The sequence below is a fragment of the Candidatus Ichthyocystis sparus genome (assembly GCF_900078745.1).
Lineage (GTDB): Bacteria > Pseudomonadota > Gammaproteobacteria > Burkholderiales > 2013Ark19i > Ichthyocystis > Ichthyocystis sparus.
This window is the reverse complement of record NZ_FKII01000045.1, coordinates 52,626-74,571: the sequence shown is the minus strand read 5'-3', so window position 1 is coordinate 74,571 and position 21,946 is coordinate 52,626. Positions and strand designations below refer to the sequence as shown.

Below are 21,946 nucleotides of genomic sequence, written 5' to 3'. Positions count from 1 at the left end.
GCTGATGACAGATATCTTTTCTTATGAGTATAGTGGGGATGTTTTGCCCAGTATTTCTGATGCCCCGTCTGATCCAGTGGCCTTTTTTCTACAGTGGTTTAATGTTGCACTGCAGAAGGACCCACTGAATGCTAGTGCTATGACACTGGCGACGATAAATAAATGCGGTGATCCAGATGCTCGCATTGTTTTATTAAAGGGTTGCATCGAGGAGAAATTTATATTTTTTACCAATTACAACAGCTGTAAAGGTCAGCAATTACAATCTCATCCCCATGCAGCTTTAGTTTTTTATTGGCCACAGTTGTGCAGGCAGGTACGTGTAGAAGGATATGTTTCTAAGGTATCACCAGATCTGTCTGATTCTTACTTTAATTCTAGGCCTGATGAAAGTAAGGTCAGCTCTATAGTTTCTCCCCAGAGCAGTTCAATACCGGACAGAAAATGGTTAATTGATCGTTGGCATGCTCTCAAGAATGAGATGGGTTATGGTATGGTATTACAGCGACCTGAGTATTGGGGTGGGTACCAACTTTCACCAAAGAAAGTAGAGTTTTGGCAAGGTCAGCCGTTTCGCCTTAATGACAGACTTTTATATCTTAGGGATAATAACGATCAGTGGAAAATTGAGCGTTTAGCCCCGTAATGGTGTTGTGCTATTGATACATCTTCTTACAAGATCTGGTCCCTCAAAGATTATTCCAGAGTAGATCTGTACTAGGTTTGCTCCCATATTAAATTTGTCCTGGGCGTCTTGTGATGAGCATATACCACCTACGCCTACTATAGTCATGTCTTTGTTGTTTAGGTACTTATTGAACTCTTCAAGCGTCTTATCAGCTTTGTTTTTTAGCGGAGCTCCGCTTAGGCCACCTGACTCCTCTTGCAACTTCTTGTTTCTAATATTTCTTTCCACCGTAGTATTTGTAAGGATAATTCCTTCTATTTCTTCCTTAACTAACAATTCACAAATCCCTTCTATTCCTGTAATTGAGAGATCAGGTGAAAATTTTATGAAAATAGGAGTATGTATTTTAGTTTTTTGTTTCATTTCAAGCTGTTTTAATTTTATTTTTGGTAGGAGTTTGCCAAGTTCTTCGTACTCCTGCATGGAACGTAATAGGGGAGTATTAGGGGATGAAATATTTATTGTTATGTAGTCACACAGTGCATATATTTTATCTATGCAAGTTATATAGTCACTATATGAAGATCCTATGGGTGTAGCTGCATTTTTACCCACATTTACCCCTATTATTCCTCCCATTCTTCTATAGGTGGTGCAATTTTTTAGATTGAGCACCATGCTGTCAATTCCATGGTTGTTAAATCCCATGCGATTTACTATGGCTTTTTCAGAGAAGGAGCGGAACAGTCTGGGTCTACTGTGTCCATGCTGAGGTTTGGGTGTGACAGTTCCAATTTCTATGAAGCCAAATCCCATAGAAGACAGAAGGTCCACATATTTTCCATCTTTATCGAACCCTGCTGCAAGCCCAATACGATTTCTAAACACCACCCCATTTTTACTTAGTGGAGATTGCTCTGGAGGGGGGCTTGGTTTGCTAAACTTAGACAGTATGTTCAAAGACAGATCATGAGCCAGTTCGGGGTCTATTATTCTTATTAGAGGTTTTGATAGCAAATAGCAATAATGTTGCCAACTCATGTGCGACAGCTATATGTTAACCGCTTCTGCCATTCTTCCAATTGCCTTTTCAAGTAGGCTATGGGAAGCAGCAAAAGATAATCTGATATATCCGGACATTCCAGAATAACTCCCAGGCATCAAAGCTACTCCAGCTTTTTCGAGTAGATAATCACACAGAGAAATGTCCGTTTCCGAAGCAAGTACCTCCTTTTCATAAAGCGAATGTATTGCTTCCTTAGCATTTAAGAATAGATAAAATCCTCCCTGAGCTGGAATACAGTTTAGGCCTCTAACAGAGGAAATTTTCTCCAAAACGAACCTTTGCCTATCAGAAAACGCATCACGCATCCTACGTACGCAATCCTGAGGGCCTTCTAATGCAGCTTCTGCTGCTAGCTGTCCAATAGAGTTGGTACTACCAGATTGCTGAGATTGCAGATTAGCTACTACATCAATTATTGATCTAGGACCAGCGGCAAAGCCTATGCGCCATCCAGTCATGGCATACGCCTTAGATACTCCATTGACTACAATGAACCTGTCTTTCAGGTCAGGAGCTAGTTGCAAAGGACAAACATGCTTCTGATCGCCAAGTGTTACATGTTCGTAGATCTCATCAGAAAGAACTACAACATTGGGGTGCTGGCGTATTATCTCCATTAGATCGGTGAGTTCCTGTGCGCTATACATAGCACCACTCGGATTAGATGGTGAATTAAGAATCAGCATCTTTGTTCTGGGGGTAATGGATTTGCCTAACTGTTCTGGAGTAAGCTTAAAGCCTTGGTTTTGTTCTGCTACTACGATAACAGGCCTGGCCCCAGCTATTGATACCATGTCAGTGTAGGATACCCAATGTGGCGCAGGTATTATGACCTCGTCTCCATCAGATACTATGACACTTATGCAGTTGCAGAGGGCTTGTTTTGCACCTGTGCTTACAATGATCTGCTCTATAGGAAAGTGCAAATGATTGTCACGATCCAACTTCCTGGATATGGATTCCCTTAAAGATACTATCCCTTTAATTGGAGCATAGCGTGTAGCAATCTTCTTAGTTTTCAGGGCCAATATGGCCGCTTCTTTTATATGATCAGGTGTATCAAAATCAGGTTCTCCAACATTCAAAGATATTACATCCCGGCCTGCCTCTCGTAGTTTGTTTGCACGATAAGTCATAGCAAAGGTAGAAGATCCCTTAGTTCGTTTAGCTATAGGAGAAAAAAAAGTGGCACCACCCATAAGTTTTCCTGTCAGACACTTTTGCTCGAGGACCAAATAATTATGTTACACCAATTTATGTCTGAGGGTAGCGCATTTTTTTATTGTTTTTGTACAGCTTAAGAGCGGCATTTCGGTTTTTTCTATGGGTGAGCAGGATATTTTTCGCCTCTTTTGCCTCTCCTTTTAGGTTAGGTGATTTTAATGTGGGAGATCATTAAGTATGAAAAAATACTCTTTAATACTACTGTCTGTTATTTCTTCTGCGGTTATTGCTGGTGGTATAAGATGGGATTCAGTTGGGACTACTGCTTTAGTAGAAAGGACTACTAGCGGCTCGCTCGCGCCCAGTAGCTATGATAGAATGGGCGCAAACGGCTTGCTCAGGAATGTAGATAAAGCATCTGATACTAGTGCCGCTTTTGCTAACAAGGGCAAAGGGCGTGGGAAAGCTAGTGGTGATTGCTATAAATGCCATAAATGTAAGGATAATTGTAGCAGTGTTTGTAGCAAATGTAAGAAATCTAATAAGGATGGCGGTGTCTCCAAGAGGCGGAAGACTATGTAGTACTTGCTGGGGTAGTGAAGGGGGCGTTACATTTTGTTGTTAGGCCATTTCTTTCTTAAGGAAGTGGCCTTTCTGCTTTTTTGGAGGGTTATGTGGCGAAGTTCCATTTGGCATCGTCTTTTTCTCCTGCCGGCGATCAGATGAATGCAATTGGTGGACTTTGTGATGGATTGAATCAAGGACTACGATACCAAACATTACTTGGTGTTACTGGTTCCGGAAAAACTTATACCATAGCGAATGTTATTGCCCTATCTCAGCGACCTACACTTGTTCTTTCTCCTAACAAGACTCTGGCGTCGCAATTTTATTCTGAAATGGCTTCTTTTTTTCCACACAATGCCGTTGAGTATTTTGTCTCCTACTATGATTACTACCAGCCAGAAGCCTATGTTCCCTCACGTGATTTATACATAGAGAAGGATTCCTCCATTAATCGTCACATAGATCAGATGAGGCTATCTGCTACTAAAAGTTTGCTTGAAAGGCGAGACGTTATTATTGTAGCAACTGTTTCTGCAATATATGGTATTGGCGACCCGAGTGAGTATCACAAAATGATTTTGACTTTGCGTGTTAGTCAAAATATATCGGCCAGGGAAGTTATGGATAAACTGATATCCATGCAGTATGTTCGAAGTGATAAAGACTTTTTTAGAGGTCACTTCAGAGCTCGAGGAGATGTCATAGATGTTTTTCCGGCAGAACATGAGGACTATGCATTAAGAATGGAATTCTTTGATCAGACGCTAGAGAGACTGAGTTTATTCGATTCTATTACCGGTGAAACTAAAAAGAGCATCAACTTTTTTTCTATATACCCAGCCAATCACTATGTTACACCACGCGGTACTGTTTTGAATGCTATTAACTCTATAAAGAAGGAATTGGCAGATCGTATAAAGCATTTTCGGGAAGAAAATCGTCCAATTGAGGCTGAGCGTATTGAAAAGCGTACACGATTTGACCTGGAGATGCTAAACGAGATCGGAGTTTGTAAGGGAATAGAAAATTACTCACGTCATCTTTCAGGTAGATCTCCCGGTGAGCCTCCTCCCACATTGATTGATTATTTACCTGCTGATTCCATAATAGTCATTGATGAGTCGCATGTTACTGTTCCTCAACTAGGAGGAATGTATCGTGGTGATCGTGCGCGCAAGGACAATCTAGTTGAATTTGGTTTTAGGCTACCGTCTGCAAGGGATAATAGGCCACTTAATCTTTCTGAGTTTGAACAGTTCGAACATCAAATTATTTTTGTTTCTGCTACACCAGGTGATTACGAGGCTGCTCATCAACAGCTGTGTGTCGAGCAGCTTGTTCGTCCAACTGGATTATTAGATCCAGTTGTTGAGGTTCGCCCAGCATCAACGCAAGTTGATGATGTGTTTCATGAAATACAACATGTGGTAGCTAAAAATGAGAGAATTTTTGTTATCACCCTTACCAAGAGGATGTCCGAGCATTTGAGCCAGTACCTTAGCGAGAAAGGTGTCCGTGTTTGCTATTTGCATTCCGACATAAATACTATTGAGAGAGCTGAAATTATTCGTAATCTACGTTTGGGTAAATTTGATGTACTGGTAGGAATTAACCTTTTGAGAGAAGGTTTGGACGTTCCTGAAGTGTCACTTGTGGCAATACTTGATGCTGATAAGGAAGGTTTTTTGCGTTCCACTAGATCTTTGATACAAACAATTGGCAGAGCTGCTCGTAACATTAATGGTAGGGCAATTTTGTATGCTGACGAAATAACTAATTCAATTAAGTATACTATCGAAGAGACCTCTCGTAGGAGGGCAATGCAGGAGGAGTTCAACAATAAGCACGGGATTATCCCGTCTGGTATAAAAAAGGATTTGACAAGTTTTGTTGATTGTTTTAGCTGTGAGTCTACTTCCATGGATAATATTGATATTTTGTTAGATGATGCAGATGAGATCATAAGTAAATATGAAAAAGAAATGTTTGCCTGTGCGAGAAGGTTGGAATTTGAGAAGGCTGCAGAATGGAGAGACAAGATTAATAAACTGAGAGATAAGCTACTTGGTTTGTCTCCGGCTAACAATAGTGAGCTGTCTTTGTGTGCGAACGAGGTTGGTGCAAAAAATAAAAACTGATATCGATAATATGATCTCAATTAGAGCGCATACCCTACTGTATGGCGCTGTGTCTGAGAATAAGCGGCTTAATCCTTCAAACACGTATATCCATATTAGCAGTGTTGTTGCTTGAAAGGTTCGTATTTTTTTCTTAATGAAGCACATCAAAGCCCATACAATAGGTATGCACTTTAGCGAGAGCCAAAAATGATGCGGGCGTATCGGCGCCAGGACACTTTCCCACAGTACGCAGTGCGCTGCTAGAGCAGATGCACTGATACAGCAAAGAGCGTAGTAGCTATGTGTTTTTTCTAGCACCATAGTTTTTTGGCTATTTCTGCCAATCGTTTCCCTTGAGATATGCACAGCCTTTTCTCCTCTGTGGTTATTGGATTTTTGCCGTCGGGTCCTGCGTAGTGGCTCACACCGTATGGTGTTCCTCCAGAGGTAGTGTTGTGAACTTCTTCTGCTGTTGATGGAATCCCTACCATAAGCATGCCATGATGTAGTAACGGTAGCATCATGGACAATAAAGTACTTTCTTGTCCACCGTGCATAGACGATGTTGAAGTAAATACCGTTGCTGGTTTGTCTACAAGTTCTCCTTTAATCCACAAAGGGGTTGTTTGGTCTATAAACGCCTTCAGAGGAGCGGACATGTTACCAAAATGTGTCGGACTACCCATGGCTAGGCCCACACATTCTCTAAGGTCTTCTAGTGATGCAGTTTTGTAGTGGTCGTTAAGATTGCTCCCGTCAATTTCCGGAACTGTTCTTATCCTTGCATTCATTGAAGTTATAGATTGGATGCCGTTAGCTATAAATTCAGCCAAATTCTTTGTGTTACCATATCTTGAGTGAAAAAGAACAAGTATATCGGTCATTTTTGATAAAAACCCAGTTATGTTTAAAGGATACTAGAACCGTGGCAAGGGGCAGAGACACTGCGGAAAGTCACTATGAATGTAATGAGAAATAAATTACAAATCCTTTTACTATAAAATTATACAAAAAATCATACCTATTACAATATACCTAAAAGAATTGTGAGTGCCTATGACTCTGACCGAACTTCGATATATTGTTGCTCTAGCTCGGGAGCGCCATTTTGGTAATGCAGCCCAAACTTGTTTTGTTAGCCAACCCACACTGTCCATAGCTATAAAAAAAATGGAGGAAGAGCTAGGGGTAAAGCTGTTTGAGCGTGGGTCAAACGAAGTAACACTAACCGTCATTGGGGAAAGTGTTATCGAGCAAGCTAGTAGAGTTCTAGAGGAAGTAGAAACCATAAAACACTTGGTCAAAGAGGGACAGGACCCTTTAAAAGGTCCTTTGCGCTTGGGAATCGTTCATACAGTTGTTCCCTATTTGCTGAGTAATTTGACTTTGTTGCTTAAAGAATCTGTTCCTACTATGCCACTGATTATTATAGAAAATAATTCTTCTCGTCTTGTGGATATGCTGCGTCAGGGGGAAATTGATGCTGTTATATGTTCTTTACCCGTTAATAGTCGTGGTTTGGTTGAGTTTTGTCCTCTTTACGACGAGCCATTGATATTTGTTATGCCCAAGGATCATAGATTTTCTAATCGTGATTCGGTTGATATAGGGGAGTTGGAATCTGAAGGGGTTTTGCTGACTGGTAGTTCTTGTTGTCTAAGGGACTATATCCTCCAGCTTTGCCCAACTATACATCGTATGTTTTGGCCAGGCATAATGATGAACAGGTTAATTGATGGTAACTCTCTGGAGAGTTTGTATTGTATGGTCATGTCTGGGGTTGGTGTCGGCATAATGCCAGCTTTGTCTGTTAATTACAAAAACATAGAAGACAATAGTAATGTGGTTTCAGTTTGTCAATTAACTAAGGGTGATGAGATAGTGAAGCGTAGGCTGGTTTTAATGTGGCGCAAGCGTTTCAGAAGGAAGGAGGCAATTGATTCAATCATTAGTGCTATTCATTCTATGAAATTTTCCAATGGGGTTTCCTTAGTTAACGAGTGATTATTGATAGTATTACATGTAATTTTTTCTTGCTGATACTTGTTCTTGGGATTAGAATGGGCCGGACTTTATACTGGCTTGTGGGTACCTTATGGTTGTGATTCGTTTAGCTAGGGGTGGTGTTAAGAATCGTCCCTTTTACAGGATTGTTGTTGCTGACTCTCGCTTTAAGAGGGACGGCAGGTTTGTCGAAAAAATAGGTTACTACGATCCGTCCAATCGAGGTGATGCTGGTTCCTTGTTGTTTAATATGGATCGTTTTTCCTATTGGAAGGGTAGTGGTGCTAAGCCTTCCCCGACTGTTGTGCGTTTGTGTAGGGAGTACCGAAAGTCCTGCTGTGGGGAAGATGGCTCTGCGTGATTCGGAATGGGTCCCGTTAGGCAGGGTAGCTCGTCCATTTTCTATTAATGGATGGTTTTGGCTATTTGATTACGGCGAGGTTGCCGTTCATCTTGTGCCTGGTCTTTCTTGTTGTTTGAGAAAGAGTTCCGATTCTCTGCATTCTTCTGTTGTTTCGTGGTTTTCTTGTTCTTCTAGACTGCGGTTATTGATAAGCGGCATTAGGGATCGTTCTACAGCAGATTTTTGGGTCGGTGCTGATTTTATGGTCCGTCGTTGTGACTTTCCTGAAGTTTTGGATGGGGAGTATTATTGGGTAGATTTGCTTCATATGAAAGTTGAGAACCAGCAGGGTCATACCTTGGGAACCGTTAATCGCATTATGCGGGGTGTTTCTGATGATTTTTTAGATGTATGTCCTCTTTCGGGTACTGGTAGCTTTTTGATCCCTGCTAGGTCACCATTTTTTTTCGGCCTGGATGCCGAGCGTTCAGTCGTCCTTGTGGATTGGTTCATAGATGGCCGGTGAGTCTTTCGTTCCTCACTATAGTGTGGTGACTATTTTTCCTGGAATGTTCTCCGCAATATCTGGGTATGGTGTAACTGGGCGTGCCTTTAAATCGGGGGTTTGTAGGCTATCTGTTCACAATTTGCGTGACTACTCTTCCGATATCAGAAAACAAGTTGATGATCGCCCGTTTGGGGGCGGTTCTGGTATGGTTATTACTCCTGGCCCATTGTCTCTAGCTTTGCGTGCGGCACAAGAGAGCACTGGTTGTACTGAAGCGCCGATTGTATATTTGACTCCTCAGGGAAGGAAGTTTAATCACAGTATGTGCTTACGATTTAGTCAACTATCTTCTGTGGTGTTTCTGTGTGGTCGGTATGAAGGAATTGATCAGCGTATTATTGATCGTTATGTAACAGAAGAAGTTTCCATTGGGGACTATATTCTCACTGGTGGAGATTTGGCGGTTATGGTAGTCTTGGACGCCGTTGTTCGCTTGTTGCCAGGCTCATTGGGTGATCCTGACTCTGTGAGGCATGAGTCTTTTTCCGACGGATTATTTGATTGGCCGCAATATACCAAGCCAGTAAACTTTGATGGTGTTGCGGTGCCGGACGTTCTGTTGTCTGGTAATCACGCGCTCGTTGCTCGCTGGAGGTTGAAACAATCTTTAGGTAAGACTTGGCTGCGACGTCCTGATCTAATTCTCTCTCGCGGCTTGTCTGCTGAAGAAGAAGGTTTGTTGAATGAGTTTTTGTCTGACTCTGTTTAGGTCGGCAATTGGTCTTTGTTGAAGGTTTCGAGGAAAAGTAATGAACATAATTGAGTCTTTGGAAAAGGAGCAGTTGTTAAAATTGAACAAGGTAGTTCCTGCTTTTTCTGTCGGAGATAGTGTTGCTGTTAGCGTTTACGTAATTGAAGGTGGGCGTAAGCGTGTCCAGATCTACGAAGGGGTGGTTATTGCAAAGCGCAACAGGGGATTTAATTCTTCTTTTGTTGTGCGTAAGATTTCTTCTGGGTTTGGTGTGGAGAGGACGTTTCAGATGTATTCTCCTTCCATTTTTTCCGTGAAAGTTACACGTCGTGGCGATGTTCGTAGAGCTAAGCTTTACTATTTAAGAGCGCTTTCTGGTCGCTCAGCGCGTATAAGGGAAAAAATTATTCCATCAAGCAAAAAATCATTGGCTGCGGTTTAGGTTTTAGGGTTCTTCATTTGTCTATGTGCCGTTTGTTTTTATGAATAGCGCGATGGTTGCTGTTGTTGGTGCTACCGGTGTTATCGGCAGGGAGATTTTGCACCTTCTTCATAGAAGGGGCGTGGATCAGTCTCGAATTGATGTTTACGCTAGCTGGCAGTCAGTCGGTCTGTCTGTGCCATATGGGCGATCATTTTTGGTTATCAATTCTCTGGATTCTATGTGCTCTAAGAGGCATGATGTAGTTTTCTGGGCGGCTGGTTCTTTGTTGGCTAAGGAATTTTTGCCTGTGCTGGCAGATTCGTCTAATTCTGTGCTTATCGATTGCTCGGATGCTTGGAGAAACCACGATGGTGTTCCATTAGTTATTCCCGAGATTAATGCGTCGTCTTTGGGCGGCTATACAGGTATTGTTTCTAGTCCAAATTGTTCTAGCACTATCTTAAGCGTTGCTTTGTACCCACTTCACGTTCACTTTAAAGCAAAGAGGGTCATTGTTTCTACTTATCAATCAGCCTCTGGTGCTGGTTTGTCTGGCATGGATGAGTTGTTAATTGGTATGGGGGATTATGTATTAGGAAAAACAGTGAGGAACCGTGTTTTCGATCATCCGCTTCCTCTAAATATTATTCCTTGTATAGGTGAGTTGGATGATGATGGCAATTCACGCGAAGAGCTGAAGATGCGAGATGAGCTGCGCAAAATTTTTGATGCCCCCGATATGTTGGTATCGTGCACTTCTGTTCGTGTTCCTACATTACGTGTTCATTCTCTTTCTGTAAGTGTTAGTTTCGACGAGGAAGTTACTGTAGACAGAGCCTATTCTGTTTGGCGTATTTCACCTAGTGTGGTTTTATACGATGATCTCGGTACCTATCCTACTCCTCTTATTGTTTCTCAAGATTCGAGAGTGCATGTTGGTAGGGTACGTCAATCCGCAGTTTTTGGTCTAAATGGGCTGGATTTTTTTGTTGCAGGAGATCAACTTCTCAAGGGAGGTGCTCTTAATGCCGTGCAAATTGCTGAGAAAATGGGTATTATCGAGGAGGTGATGGAGGCTGACCCAGCAAAGCCAGCTGATGCTGTTTCTTTGCATTAAACCCCCCCCACTGCGTTTAAGGCAGATAAGCACCTGCGGCTTTACCCGGGCCAGCGGTAATAATGTATGTCATAGTAATAAAAATGTAAATAACTATTTGAGATCACTTGGTGAAAAATGTTGGAAGTAGGTTTGATATAATTGTTTTTGGTGATCGTGTTGTTACTAGGTAAAGTGTGGAATTTGTTGGAGTGGCGGGTATTTCGTATTCATATGCGTAGGTATTAGGAGGAAGTATGTCAGTTCTAGTTGGTTGTTATGCTCCTGATTTTAGTAGCGATGCAGTTTTGGGAAATGGGGATATGCAGGAGGGGTATAATTTTTATAAGGATATTTCCGGTAAATATGCCTTGTTATTCTTTTACCCTCTTGATTTTACCTTTGTTTGTCCTTCAGAGATTATTGCAGTTGACAATCGGATGAGTAGATTTAATGAACTTGATGTTAGGGTTGTGGGAGTTTCTATTGACTCCAAGTTTGCTCATGTGGCTTGGCGCAATGGAGATAGAAGTGAAGGAGGTATAGGTCCGGTTTCTTTTACACTGGTTTCTGATTTGAAACATGAGATTTCTCGTGCGTATGGCATTGAGTCTCCAGGTGGAGTTTCCTATAGGGCTGCTTTTCTTATAGATAAATCTGGAATAGTACAATCCCAGATAGTCAATAATTTACCTTTGGGACGTAATTTCGACGAAGTTATTCGTTTGTTTGAGGCAATACAGTTTCACGAGGTTCATGGTGAAGTTTGTCCAGCTGGTTGGAAACATGGTCAAAAAGGTATGGTTCCCACCAATGAGGGTGTGTCTTCGTATCTGAAAGATAATTCTAAGAAGCTTTGATTTTTGTTATTGTGTTGTTGTTTCTGTTGTAAGAATAAGCAGAACTCTAATGTAATCCAGACGGTGCCCGGCTGTCTGGATTTTTCTCTCTCTACTAACACTATGCATACATTACTTTGCCAAGTTGCTTTTTTACCTCATTTGGTGTGTGGTGTTTTTTTGTTTTAAGTGTGATTGTTTATTTTCATAATGTGGTTATTTATGTACCGCACTTTTGTGCTAACCTCTCGCCTTACTGTGAACTGTAGGCATTAGTTGTATGTAGGTATTAGTTGTGCTTTATTGGTTATGCCCTGTCCGTGATTAGATTTGACTACACAGTTAAGTTCTGCTGTAAGTGCTTTTCTATATGCACCTCCTCGTACGAGTATGATAGTATCTGCTAAGGTTTTGTTATAAAACTGTTTTTAGCTTAGGTGTTGCTCCTGGAGGAACTTTTAGTACTTGTGATTTGGTTTGTTTTTCTGTGATTCATGATGTACATGATTTAGTTTGTAAATCGTGTGTTATTGCCTTTAAATGATTATGTAATGTTGACTATATTCGTACATAGTGTGGTGTTGGGGTTTAGCACTATTTTTCATACTGTAGGGTTGTTCTCTAGTGCCAATGTTTTTTAGAGCGTGCATCTTGTTTAGTATAGGGCGGTGTTGTATGTTGCGTAATATTTTTAGTGGTCTAGTATTTTTCACTGCTTTGTCTTTGGGCGAGGCGGTCTTGGCAGCTGTGGAGTTGCCTTGTGATGTTGTTACTTTTTCTGCTGTGGGACCTGGGGGTTCTAGTTATTACCTTACAGGTTCTTTGGATTATGATGTTAGCCTTCATAGGGGTTTCGATCGTGGCAATCCTACAGATTCTCAGGCTTGGGAACTAAGGAGTACTTATCCTGTTCCATCTGATAAAAGTTCTGCTACGCGTACACCATGGATTAATGTCTTTTGGATGAAATCTGGCGATGCCGGAGGTGGCTCTAGTATGCCGGAGCGCTACTTTTTGTCGTTGTCAGATAGCATGTATGTAGATGATAAAGAAGAACCATCTCTGATTCTGTACCCTGCACCCCTTGGGTACTATGCTAATGTTAATGCTAGGGTGGATTTTCGACATGCTTCTGGCGATACTAGGTTGCATATGGTTTTGAGGAACACGGGTTTGTATGTAGTTCCTGATTGGAAATCGAGGGATAGTGGGTTTGTGCCTATTTCCCTCAAATTAACTCCTGAAGGTTTTCCTGGCTGGGTGGCTAGCAACTGGAGAGGAGGGCCCGGCATTTGTTCTAGTGTTATTCTTTCTAGAAATTCTGGCAGAAATTCTGGCAGACCATATGTACCTGTGTTTTAGGCTTTTTTTGCCGAGTATTGTTATTGTTGTGTTTTTGTAAATTAGCTTTAATGTTTTGCTTGCTTGCTTGCTTGCTTGCTTGCTTGCTTGCTTGCTTGCTTGCTTGCTTGCTTGCTTGCTTGCTTGCTTGCTTGCTTGCTTGCTTGCTTCTTTTTGTTGATTATGTTTTTGGTGGTACAATGTACTTGCTGTGCCTGTGTTAAGTATCAATAGGGGTGTTTTATGGATGCTTTACTTACTGGCCGTGTGCAGTTTGCAGCTAATGTGACATTCCACATATTGTTTCCGTCCATTACCATATCTCTGGCTTGGTTTTTATTGTTCTTTAGGATTAGATTAATTAGAACCGGCGATGTTTCTTGGGAGGATGCTTATCGCTTTTGGGTCAAGGTCTTTGCGCTGACTTTTGGGTTAGGTGTTGTTAGCGGCATTACTATGAGTTTTCAGTTTGGCACAAATTGGCCCGGATTCATGGAAAAGGTTGGTAATGTTGCTGGTCCGTTGCTTACTTATGAGGTGATGACCGCTTTTTTTATGGAAGCTACATTTTTGGGGATCATGCTTTTCGGGAGTGGTAGGGTATCCCAGCGAGTTCATTTGATTTCCAACCTTTTAGTTGCTTCGGGGACGACGCTTTCAGCGTTTTGGATTGTTTCTCTTAATGCTTGGATGCATACTCCTGATGGTTTTGTTATGAATAGCCACAATGTTGCTATCCCAACTGATTGGTTCAAGGTCATCTTTAATCCCTCATTGTTGCCTCGATTTACCCACGTTGTTTTGTCATCTTTTTTAACTACTTCATTTATTGTGGCCGGGATTTCTTCATACAGATATTTGAGGGGTGATACTTGCCGTTCTGTTTTTTTAGCCCTTCGTTTTGCCATAATTGTTGCCGCTATTTGTTCTCCTTTGCAGATGATAGTTGGAGATATTCACGGACTCAACTCCCTTAAATACAACCCACAAAGTATTGCTGCTATTGAAGGTTTATTTAAAACCCAGAAGGGGGCTCCAGCCATAATATTTGGAATTCCGCAAGATGAAGGTGAGGGCAGGGTAGACTATGAGCTCTCAATTCCTCGGTTAGCGTCCCTATATCTTACGCATGATCTTTCAGGTGAAGTCAAGGGGATATCTGACTTTAAGGATCATCCTCCTGTATTGCCGGTGTTTATGGCTTTTAGGGTTATGGTTTTTATGTCTATACTAATGGTGATTTTTTCTTGGCTTGCTTTTTTTAAAACAAATAAAGGATGGGATAATTTTTCTCCACGGCTTGCTAAGATTTTGGTTCTATTTTCTTTTTCCGGATGGATCGCTGTAGTGGCAGGTTGGTACACCACAGAAGTATCCAGACAACCTTTTTTAGTTATGGGCGTTCTTAAAACTGCTGCCGCTGCTACTAAGCTATTACCTAGGGAGGAGTTGTGGTTTAGCCTATTTTTATACCTAACTACCTACTTGGTGCTTTTAGTGATATACGTATACACAATATTTTATCTTGCTAGGCTTGATGGAAGAAAAAACAAAGCTGTAGTTGCTGGTAGAGGAGTTATGCATGAAAGTGATTGACCAGTACTCATGGAGCTTTTTATCGCCTGTTATTGCTATGGGATTGATGGGTTTGTCCCTTTTATTATACGTAATCTTAGATGGGTATGTTTTGGGTATAGGAGTTCTTTCAAGGTATTTTTCTAAGGAAGATAAGGATCGGTTGGTTAATACTGTAGCTCCATTTTGGGACGCTAATCAAACTTGGTTGGTTCTTGGGGTTGGTTTATTGATAGTCTGTTTTCCTTTGGCTCAGGGTGTTGTGCTTGGTAAGTTGTACATTCCTGTTGTGATTATGTTGATTGGATTAATTGTAAGGGGTGTGTCGTTTGAATTTAGGGCTAAATTCGAAGAGCATAAGGATATTTGGAATTCTGCCTTTCATATATCTAGTGTCGTTGTATCTTTTTCTCAAGGGGTTATGCTAGGGCAATACGTTACTGGACTTTCTCCTTCTTTTGTTACAATTTGTTTTTCTATTTTGACGGGATTTTGTTTAGTTTTTGGCCATATCCTGCTTGGATCTTCCTGGCTTATTATAAAGTCTTCTGGAGATATCCATAGTAAGGCTATTTGCTGGGCAAAGAGGGGGGTGGTGGGTACAGCACTTGGTGTTGCTGCAATTTCTGTAGTAACTCCGGTTGTTAGTTATACTATTCTTGAGAAATGGTTTCGTTTTCCCAATGTTATTTTGTTAATGCCTATTCCCCTGGTGACAGCTGGACTTTTCCTGTTTGTATGGTTTCATTTACGTTCTCTGTCTGAATCTGGCGATCATCGCTGCTCAATTTGGCCATTTTGGGGAACTGTACTCATTTTTTTTATGTCCTTCATAGGACTAGCGTACAGCTTATTTCCATATTTGGTTATGGATCAGATAAACATTTGGGACGCTGCTGCTGCTACCCAATCTCTTAATTTTATTTTTATAGGCGCAGCCATCGTTTTGCCGCTAGTGTTCGTATACACGGGATACGTTCACACGGTGTTTAAAGGAAAACTGGGTAACTTGTACTAGATCTTGGTTCGTACAATCTACCAGTTACTCAACATTTCCGGTGAAATGAATGATAGCTTCCCTTGTTACTAGCGTGAGTACAATCAGGGAAAAACAAGAGACTGCCATCATATTCATGATATCTCTAGCTCCCCCCAGAACGCTGCCCAAACCATCGCTAATAATATTGTGTAGCGCCCCTTGTACGACGCAGAACAATAAGGAGAGACACACTAAGAGCGCTACTATTATCACACAACTCATTTGTGCTTTAGATGAAGCAGACGCAGACAGTGTGCTTTCATCTGGGGCAGAACATGCATCACTTCGTTCCTCATTGCCATAAGTCATGCTATAAGCATCTAAGGTTTTTGCACCAAAAAGATTAATAATGGCCGTTTCCAATCATGTCTATCGATACAATCACAAAACTACGCTACACAATTGTATTGTGGGGGTTTCTTTTTGTCTAGAAAATTTTAGAAAGTTTTTATATCAATGAAGATAATTTATGTATAGTACTTAATTAAGTGTCATGTATGCTTATGATCTGCATTTAAAAAATAAGTAACTAGAGATAAAGTTGTACTTTACTTTTTGTAATTATAAAAAAGGTCCAGCACAAAAGTACGTGCCAGACCAGTAGACCTAACAATTATTATTTAACATTGTCTATGCCATTAGCATATAAGTGTTTTGCTTCTTGGTAAACTGAGTAATAGGAATCACAAATCATTCCAGAGCCATAAGTCCAGAAAGTAATGTGTCCTCCAAAATCAGCTGTCAAGCATGATTCGAGCAATGTATCGAATGGGTAGGAATCTCTAGAAAGTTCTTTCCTGTCTGAAAAAGCAATGGCAACTGGGACATAGAAGCGACCAGCAGAAGCGTTGTCACAAGATTCAAACTTGATCTCTATGGCATCTGCATCTACTGTGAGACACAATCTTCCACTTCTGATACGAGAACCACGTAGCAATCTCCAGAATGGATCATATTGATCGCCATGGTACATAGGTGCATCAACCCTAATCTCTGTAACCAAATCATCTGGTCCCATATCAACGTACGGCTGAGCTCTAGATAACTCTTCTATAACGCTATTTGGTAGAGGGTGTCCTATTACTTTTCCAAACACCGGTAATGATAATGCCTGCCAGAAACATCCATTCTGCCTATCGCAAGGTTTGTGAGAGATTTCACCCATCTTAGCAAAGTTGTTGCCACCTGAGTAAACCATTGGAGCCTCGAAACAGTGGAATCCCTCCTTATTATGTAACTTACTATGGTAAATATACGGCTCATCAAACGTAGACATGAATGAACCATTATCGGGGTTAACATTTTGCTCTACATCCACTATGTTTTCAGAAGAGAAGTCAAATATATCTCCATCAGAAACAAGGTAAGAATCTGCATCAACAATGCGGCTGCCTAATGCCATATCTTCAGAATAAGGTTGCGCAAATATACGTATAGGCTTGTAATATGGAAACCCAGATGCTTGACTAACCTTGGACTGAATAACGCCTGAACATGAGCGTTCTTTTAATGGAATGTATGTAAATTTGTTGCATGACAATGAAGTATCATCCATGGACTGAGGAAAATATAGAGGTACATACTTGTCATGACCTTCCACATTTATACATGCGCTTCTTCTGTTTTCATGTGATACTCCAAACAAGTGTTCATAGCAATCTGCTTGGAAAGACATTGTGCCAGTTGCATGCGTACCAACGTAATCAAAATGATCACCATGAGCATTGCCAATACTAAAGTACCCAACGCCCAATCTATCATTATTGATGAATATGCGAAGATTTGTTAAACGAGAAAGAGAGTTGTCACATACACCTCTCCTAAACGGACTCCATCTGCGTGGATAATAGCTGTCGGTAGACTTTGGATCACGCATATCTAAAGTGTATAGTGATGATATTCCTATTCCAGAACTTTTGCCATTGTTAGTATCAAAAACAAATTCTCCGTTGGTTTTGTGGATGCTGCTATTCACAGATGCAAACGCACTTATCATAAAGCAAGACGCAACTGCACCGCCTATGATATGCCACTTACTTCTAAGATGCTTTTGCTTATGAAATAGTGCGGCTCCAATAGTGTTAGGAGAATCACCTTTTTTAGCTGCCCTTTTAGGGGGAAGCAACACTTCTGAGAAACTTTTTTTCATGAGTATAGGGATCCTTACTTAAATGGATTTTTAGGAATCAAGATACCGATAGGAGACATTTTATCAATGATAATCAATCAGTAACTATTTTTATTTAAAACCACAGACTAACAACTACTTCAAACACCTAGAATATAACTAGATATAATATATACTAATATGTAGCAACACAATGCGCAATTATTTTGTATGAAAAACAAGTAATAACCGATACTAATTTCTAATATTATCAAATCTCATATATTTATATGACATATACAATTCCTACATAAAAACAAACTGAAGTAAGTGATATTTTGTATAAAAGTAATTATAGGTAAGTAATTAATCTATAATTTTAAAATTTGCTCATATTGCTAAGTTTATATGTCGTAATTTACATTTTTATAAGTGTAAAAATATCTGATACTTGATACCTGTATTATCTATGTAATACCTGGCACCAAACTTAATTAAAAATATTAAAATTAGATAATCATCATAAAAAAGAAAGGGTATAGCACACTTTTTATACCATACCCTATGGTTACCACAAGTTTTTCGTTTTTTTATTTTGATACCTTAGCTTTTTGGTAGTGGTTTCTTGGTAATTTGCAGATATCATCAGCTATTCTAGTGGCTATGTCTAATTTTGGCTTAACGTTTTCTATTTCACGTGAGATTTTGTTTATGCTTACGCATGCTCCAATGTAAATATCATTCTTTGTAGTTTCCTTACTGTTGTATGTTCTATTTGTAAATTTCATTCTCACCGGTATATAAAAGCGTTCACTATTTGCATTATCACAGTCTTCAAACGCGATATTAGATCCATTCTTATCAGAAGTGAGGCACAAATTGCTATCTGTACGTATACGAGATCCTTGTACAAGAGTCCAGTAGTGATTATGGAATCTGCCAAACAAAAGAGGTGCATCATTACGTACTTCAGTATGAACATTGAGTTCGGATGCTCCCAATTTTTCCATTACCTCATTTTGTATTGGTAGTCCACTAACTTCTAACCCAATGTTATCCACTCTTATCCATTTACAACCCGGCTGCTTGTCACAAGAAATAAATGATATCTCTCCTTGATCTCCTAAATGTTCAAGTGCATCGTTTACCATCGGCTTTTCTCGGCAATTGAACCCTACAGGGACTCCGCTGGTATATGGATGCCTACCCCTATATGAGAAGTCAAAAATATCCCCAATTCTAATAGTAGACTGTTCCTCTAGGTTTTGGGTTATATCCCAGTAAACAATATGTCCAGTATTGCCTAGATATTTGAATAATCGATAGTTGTGAGGAGATGTTTTGGTACTGCCATCACCAGAACTTGCATATATACCCTCAAGAGCTCCAGAACATCCTCTCTCTCTTATAGGTAGATATTTGAAATGTTCGCATTTATCACTGTCACTGGATGTTTTCAAATTAAGTTCTACTAGGCCAATCTCTTTTGACATACTCAAACAGTAAGAAGGTCCTTCTCTGCTTTCTAAAGTATTTAACCGACCAGAGCATTCCGCGTCAAAAAACCAAAGAGGTTGTTCTGCTGCATCTTCTTGGCTAAAAGAAGTAAGAACGAAAGATTCTATGCTCCCTAAGGCTTCCACAGATCTTCCAACGGAAAATTTTTTGTCTTCATGCAAAACATTTAATAACCCAGCAGTACCAGAATCTTCAGAACATCTTCCACTAGAAAATGGGTTCCACCTCCTAGGATAGGATGTATCATTATTCCTTGTATCTATTGTATACTCCCTGGTATCAGGTTCTTGGTATTCTGTGGTGTCTACTATTTTTCCGTCGTCTACATATTCCCACTCAGGAGCAGCATGTGCAAATATGTTACCAGCTAGGAAGTAAGAAGCCACTACACCAACTATGGTAGGTAAATAGTTTGTGGTAGAATTTCTTTTGAAACACTCTTTTGATTTTGTATCGCTACTATGACGCAGATAACATTTTTTTTTCATAAAAACAAATTCCTATGTAAATGTAACTACCGACCCATGTTCCGCAAGTAAAAATAATTGGCGGTACTATGAAATGCATTACTATTACATATGCTAATATTTTTCAATGAAATTTGCAATTATTATGCCAACATGATATACGCCACAATATCTAACCAGAGATAGTGTTTTTATCAGTGCAGATATTAGTAAGTGTAATGGGTGGGATGGTAGGTTTTGAGCAGTTTTTCGTCTTTACAGCATAAGAAAACGTAAGTTCTGGGAGCAACACATACCAGAACTAAATGATAATACACACATCACACATCACACATCACACATCACTCTATACTCTACTTATGCTTTGCTTCTTGATAATAGTTTCTGGGAAGTTTGCAAATGTACTTTTCTACACTTTCCGGAGAAGGATTGGTATTAATGTTTACTATCTCCGTACTATTATCCCCCATGCTAATGCAAGGTCTAATAACTACATCATAAGGAAATTCTTCAACTGTAGTGTAATTTCTGTTTGCAAATTCCACTATTACTGGTACGTAGAACCTGTTTTCTCCCGCATTATCACATTCCTCAAGCTTTATATTGCTGCCGTCATCATCAGATGTAACACACAAATCTCTAATTCTAATACGCGACCCCTGAATCACTTTCCAAAAATGTTTGGAAGAACTTTTACCTTCAAGGGTACCATCATTACGTAACTCTATCTGTATTGCTTCCCAATCAGAAAGTGATCCACCAAGTTTATTTACCTCAGACAATCCTAATCCCCAATTAGATAGTTTAAAATTACTTGGGATATTAATCCATTTACACCCTGGTTGTTTGTCGCACGGAAGAGTCGATACCTCTCCTAGTGAACCAATATGTTTGTCAGCATCGTTCACCATAGGCCATTCGTAACATCTAAACCCTGGATTGTCTAAGTTGAACTTAGTAGTTTTGGGTTGCCTGTCCTTAATTTTGAGGATATCAAGTAAATCACCTAAAAATTCTGATTTTTCCGCAGACCATTTTAGAGTTATGTATCCATGTCCACCTTTAGAAGAAAAATCAAATATTTCCCCATCATTTAATGGATTTTTTTCTTCATCCACCGGTACAATCCTAGTCCTGAAGAACCTGTTGTCGCCACTAGAAGGCTTAAATATGCGGATACTGTTTCCATAAATATCCTCTGTGCTTTTTTCAAGTACACCAGAGCAAGCCCTCTGCTTAGTAGCACGATACCTAAAGCGATCACACTTACTAGAATCAAGAGCCATAAAAAATAATTCAATAAATCCCTTTTCACCTGACAAGCTTGCACAGTATGGACTTGATCTACTGTTAAGAATTAGCTCTCCAGAGCAGCCAGCTTCTACAAGCCAAGTCAGAAAGTTCATATTGTTTCCCATAAAGGACGCATTTCTAAAAACAAATGGATGGCTTCCCATTGTGACAATTAGTCTTTCATTTTCAAACAAAACTCTTAATCTTCCACGGCTGTGAGAATCACCAAAACAACTTCCACTTCTAAAAGGATTCCATCTTCTAGGATAGGAAAAATAATTATCTCTATCATCTAATGTGTAGGCTCTATTTTCTTCTTTATTGTATAAATTGATGTCAACTATTTGTTCATCATAAGCAGTATAAGGATTGTCTGACGAATATACATTATGTGATAAAATACAACAAATTACTGTACTAAAAATTAACTTAAGATATTTTTCATTTCTGTACTTTTTTGCTCTTGATAGTCTAATACCATAACTATGGGTACATAATTCTTTATGATGTTTATCCATAAAAAAATCAATTCTCCAGGTAAAAAAATAACTCTAATTAGCCTAAAATCAGACAAAACAAAATCAAGGTAAGTAGCATAAATTTATACACGAACAACAAAAAATATAATATGTTCACCAATCAGTATGAACTACAATTAATTTATGATCAAGACATAGTAAAGATACTAATGCTAATAAGTTACACAATATAAAGAGTTGTAATTTAAGCAATTATCCATTTACATTTAGTAGGAGAAGGTAATTTACTTGCACTATTAATTTGATTAATACATGTTACTGCTGTAAAACTTATACGTACTGTTGGGTTTAATTAATAAAATGAACTCGTGACACCGCTAACTAACATGACTTAAGCTAAGAATTATCCATTTTATTACTAACCTAATTGATGCTTATTAATGTAGTTTGTAACGAATACTATATCCGCAAATGGCTTAAGCTAGTGCACCTAATATCAAAGTTAGTATACTATATACCATGTTACCCAGCATGACTTACGTATAGTATATGCATAACGCATTATGTGTATTCTTCATATACGCATAATACATCGAAATAGAAGGATGAAAAATTAT

Annotated in this window: 21 protein-coding genes; 13 read left to right on the top strand and 8 right to left on the bottom strand. The window is 39.6% G+C overall.

What is annotated here, in order from left to right; genetic code table 11:
• Positions 1–4 precede the first annotated feature (4 nt).
• Complete coding sequence (gene pdxH, locus A6733_RS02450) at positions 5–646, top strand: pyridoxamine 5'-phosphate oxidase (protein WP_092401009.1); 642 nt, start codon at positions 5–7, stop codon at positions 644–646.
• On the opposite strand, the gene pyrD is transcribed toward pdxH, so the two are convergent.
• Positions 635–1,669 (bottom strand): dihydroorotate dehydrogenase (quinone), encoded by a 1,035-nt coding sequence (pyrD, locus tag A6733_RS02445; RefSeq protein ID WP_092401011.1) that lies wholly within the window; start codon positions 1,667–1,669, stop codon positions 635–637. The genes pdxH and pyrD overlap by 12 nt on opposite strands.
• Before the next feature lie 9 nt (positions 1,670–1,678).
• Positions 1,679–2,893: a pyridoxal phosphate-dependent aminotransferase gene (locus A6733_RS02440; protein WP_092460352.1), complete on the bottom strand. Its 1,215-nt coding sequence runs from the start codon at positions 2,891–2,893 to the stop codon at positions 1,679–1,681.
• A gap of 202 nt (positions 2,894–3,095) precedes the next feature.
• On the opposite strand from A6733_RS02440, the gene A6733_RS02435 reads away from it, so the two are divergent.
• A complete protein-coding gene (locus A6733_RS02435; RefSeq protein WP_092401016.1) occupies positions 3,096–3,440 on the top strand; it encodes a hypothetical protein in 345 nt (114 codons plus the stop codon).
• A 92-nt stretch (positions 3,441–3,532) separates the two neighbouring features.
• A complete protein-coding gene (gene uvrB, locus A6733_RS02430; protein ID WP_278183915.1) occupies positions 3,533–5,563 on the top strand; it encodes an excinuclease ABC subunit UvrB in 2,031 nt (676 codons plus the stop codon).
• Here the strand turns inward: uvrB and A6733_RS09855 are convergent.
• Together A6733_RS09855 and wrbA are read right to left on the bottom strand one after the other, a co-directional pair.
• Positions 5,486–5,866: a DUF2069 domain-containing protein gene (locus A6733_RS09855; protein ID WP_092401019.1), complete on the bottom strand. Its 381-nt coding sequence runs from the start codon at positions 5,864–5,866 to the stop codon at positions 5,486–5,488. The two genes, uvrB and A6733_RS09855, sit on opposite strands and share 78 nt — an antisense overlap.
• Positions 5,857–6,429 (bottom strand): NAD(P)H:quinone oxidoreductase, encoded by a 573-nt coding sequence (gene wrbA / locus A6733_RS02420; RefSeq protein WP_092401022.1) that lies wholly within the window; start codon positions 6,427–6,429, stop codon positions 5,857–5,859. The genes A6733_RS09855 and wrbA overlap by 10 nt, the downstream gene beginning before the upstream one ends.
• Before the next feature lie 172 nt (positions 6,430–6,601).
• Between wrbA and A6733_RS02415 the strand changes: the two genes are divergently transcribed.
• The 10 genes from A6733_RS02415 (at position 6,602) to A6733_RS02370 (ending at position 15,444) form a co-directional block, all read left to right on the top strand.
• Positions 6,602–7,549: a LysR substrate-binding domain-containing protein gene (locus A6733_RS02415; RefSeq protein WP_092411208.1), complete on the top strand. Its 948-nt coding sequence runs from the start codon at positions 6,602–6,604 to the stop codon at positions 7,547–7,549.
• A 91-nt stretch (positions 7,550–7,640) separates the two neighbouring features.
• Positions 7,641–7,910 carry a 30S ribosomal protein S16 gene (rpsP, locus tag A6733_RS02410; protein WP_092401027.1) on the top strand — a complete coding sequence of 90 codons (270 nt, stop codon included), beginning with the start codon at positions 7,641–7,643 and terminating at the stop codon, positions 7,908–7,910.
• Complete coding sequence (gene rimM, locus A6733_RS02405) at positions 7,897–8,418, top strand: ribosome maturation factor RimM (protein ID WP_175330557.1); 522 nt, start codon at positions 7,897–7,899, stop codon at positions 8,416–8,418. The genes rpsP and rimM overlap by 14 nt, the downstream gene beginning before the upstream one ends.
• The gene (trmD, locus tag A6733_RS02400; RefSeq protein ID WP_092401032.1) at positions 8,408–9,169 is read left to right on the top strand and encodes a tRNA (guanosine(37)-N1)-methyltransferase TrmD; all 762 of its coding nucleotides are present in this window, start codon (positions 8,408–8,410) and stop codon (positions 9,167–9,169) included. Before rimM ends, trmD begins: the two co-directional genes overlap by 11 nt.
• Positions 9,170–9,209: 40 nt before the next feature.
• Positions 9,210–9,593 (top strand): 50S ribosomal protein L19, encoded by a 384-nt coding sequence (gene rplS / locus A6733_RS02395; RefSeq protein ID WP_092401035.1) that lies wholly within the window; start codon positions 9,210–9,212, stop codon positions 9,591–9,593.
• Between the two features lie 25 nt (positions 9,594–9,618).
• Positions 9,619–10,692, top strand: coding sequence for an aspartate-semialdehyde dehydrogenase (locus A6733_RS02390; RefSeq protein WP_141663008.1), 1,074 nt, complete (start codon positions 9,619–9,621; stop codon positions 10,690–10,692).
• 236 nt (positions 10,693–10,928) lie between these two features.
• Positions 10,929–11,531: a peroxiredoxin gene (locus A6733_RS02385; protein ID WP_092401041.1), complete on the top strand. Its 603-nt coding sequence runs from the start codon at positions 10,929–10,931 to the stop codon at positions 11,529–11,531.
• A gap of 654 nt (positions 11,532–12,185) precedes the next feature.
• Positions 12,186–12,872, top strand: coding sequence for a hypothetical protein (locus A6733_RS08780; protein ID WP_092401044.1), 687 nt, complete (start codon positions 12,186–12,188; stop codon positions 12,870–12,872).
• 222 nt (positions 12,873–13,094) lie between these two features.
• Positions 13,095–14,447 (top strand): cytochrome ubiquinol oxidase subunit I, encoded by a 1,353-nt coding sequence (locus A6733_RS02375; protein WP_092401048.1) that lies wholly within the window; start codon positions 13,095–13,097, stop codon positions 14,445–14,447.
• Entirely contained in the window at positions 14,434–15,444 is a 1,011-nt protein-coding gene (locus A6733_RS02370) for a cytochrome d ubiquinol oxidase subunit II (protein WP_092401051.1), read from the top strand. Before A6733_RS02375 ends, A6733_RS02370 begins: the two co-directional genes overlap by 14 nt.
• 24 nt (positions 15,445–15,468) lie before the next feature.
• Here A6733_RS02370 and A6733_RS09360 read toward each other — a convergent pair whose 3' ends face one another.
• From A6733_RS09360 to A6733_RS02350, 4 genes are all read right to left on the bottom strand, one after another.
• Positions 15,469–15,828 carry a hypothetical protein gene (locus A6733_RS09360; RefSeq protein ID WP_092411210.1) on the bottom strand — a complete coding sequence of 120 codons (360 nt, stop codon included), beginning with the start codon at positions 15,826–15,828 and terminating at the stop codon, positions 15,469–15,471.
• Positions 15,829–16,081: 253 nt separating this feature from the next.
• Positions 16,082–17,614 (bottom strand): hypothetical protein, encoded by a 1,533-nt coding sequence (locus A6733_RS02360; RefSeq protein ID WP_092401056.1) that lies wholly within the window; start codon positions 17,612–17,614, stop codon positions 16,082–16,084.
• Between the two features lie 548 nt (positions 17,615–18,162).
• The gene (locus A6733_RS02355; RefSeq protein WP_092402862.1) at positions 18,163–19,578 is read right to left on the bottom strand and encodes a hypothetical protein; all 1,416 of its coding nucleotides are present in this window, start codon (positions 19,576–19,578) and stop codon (positions 18,163–18,165) included.
• Between the two features lie 332 nt (positions 19,579–19,910).
• Positions 19,911–21,368 carry a hypothetical protein gene (locus A6733_RS02350; protein ID WP_092460348.1) on the bottom strand — a complete coding sequence of 486 codons (1,458 nt, stop codon included), beginning with the start codon at positions 21,366–21,368 and terminating at the stop codon, positions 19,911–19,913.
• Positions 21,369–21,946 lie beyond the last annotated feature (578 nt).

What these genes read in the sequence shown, in the direction of transcription:
- pdxH (WP_092401009.1), top strand. Translation starts at nt 5, where the DNA reads ATGACAGATATCTTTTCTTATGAGTATAGTGGGGATGTTTTGCCCAGT.
- pyrD (WP_092401011.1), bottom strand. Translation starts at nt 1,669, where the DNA reads ATGAGTTGGCAACATTATTGCTATTTGCTATCAAAACCTCTAATAAGA.
- A6733_RS02440 (WP_092460352.1), bottom strand. Translation starts at nt 2,893, where the DNA reads ATGGGTGGTGCCACTTTTTTTTCTCCTATAGCTAAACGAACTAAGGGA.
- A6733_RS02435 (WP_092401016.1), top strand. Translation starts at nt 3,096, where the DNA reads ATGAAAAAATACTCTTTAATACTACTGTCTGTTATTTCTTCTGCGGTT.
- A6733_RS09855 (WP_092401019.1), bottom strand. Translation starts at nt 5,866, where the DNA reads ATGGTGCTAGAAAAAACACATAGCTACTACGCTCTTTGCTGTATCAGT.
- wrbA (WP_092401022.1), bottom strand. Translation starts at nt 6,429, where the DNA reads ATGACCGATATACTTGTTCTTTTTCACTCAAGATATGGTAACACAAAG.
- A6733_RS02415 (WP_092411208.1), top strand. Translation starts at nt 6,602, where the DNA reads ATGACTCTGACCGAACTTCGATATATTGTTGCTCTAGCTCGGGAGCGC.
- rpsP (WP_092401027.1), top strand. Translation starts at nt 7,641, where the DNA reads ATGGTTGTGATTCGTTTAGCTAGGGGTGGTGTTAAGAATCGTCCCTTT.
- rimM (WP_175330557.1), top strand. Translation starts at nt 7,897, where the DNA reads ATGGCTCTGCGTGATTCGGAATGGGTCCCGTTAGGCAGGGTAGCTCGT.
- trmD (WP_092401032.1), top strand. Translation starts at nt 8,408, where the DNA reads ATGGCCGGTGAGTCTTTCGTTCCTCACTATAGTGTGGTGACTATTTTT.
- rplS (WP_092401035.1), top strand. Translation starts at nt 9,210, where the DNA reads ATGAACATAATTGAGTCTTTGGAAAAGGAGCAGTTGTTAAAATTGAAC.
- A6733_RS02385 (WP_092401041.1), top strand. Translation starts at nt 10,929, where the DNA reads ATGTCAGTTCTAGTTGGTTGTTATGCTCCTGATTTTAGTAGCGATGCA.
- A6733_RS08780 (WP_092401044.1), top strand. Translation starts at nt 12,186, where the DNA reads ATGTTGCGTAATATTTTTAGTGGTCTAGTATTTTTCACTGCTTTGTCT.
- A6733_RS02375 (WP_092401048.1), top strand. Translation starts at nt 13,095, where the DNA reads ATGGATGCTTTACTTACTGGCCGTGTGCAGTTTGCAGCTAATGTGACA.
- A6733_RS02370 (WP_092401051.1), top strand. Translation starts at nt 14,434, where the DNA reads ATGAAAGTGATTGACCAGTACTCATGGAGCTTTTTATCGCCTGTTATT.
- A6733_RS02360 (WP_092401056.1), bottom strand. Translation starts at nt 17,614, where the DNA reads ATGAAAAAAAGTTTCTCAGAAGTGTTGCTTCCCCCTAAAAGGGCAGCT.
- A6733_RS02355 (WP_092402862.1), bottom strand. Translation starts at nt 19,578, where the DNA reads ATGAAAAAAAAATGTTATCTGCGTCATAGTAGCGATACAAAATCAAAA.
- A6733_RS02350 (WP_092460348.1), bottom strand. Translation starts at nt 21,368, where the DNA reads ATGGATAAACATCATAAAGAATTATGTACCCATAGTTATGGTATTAGA.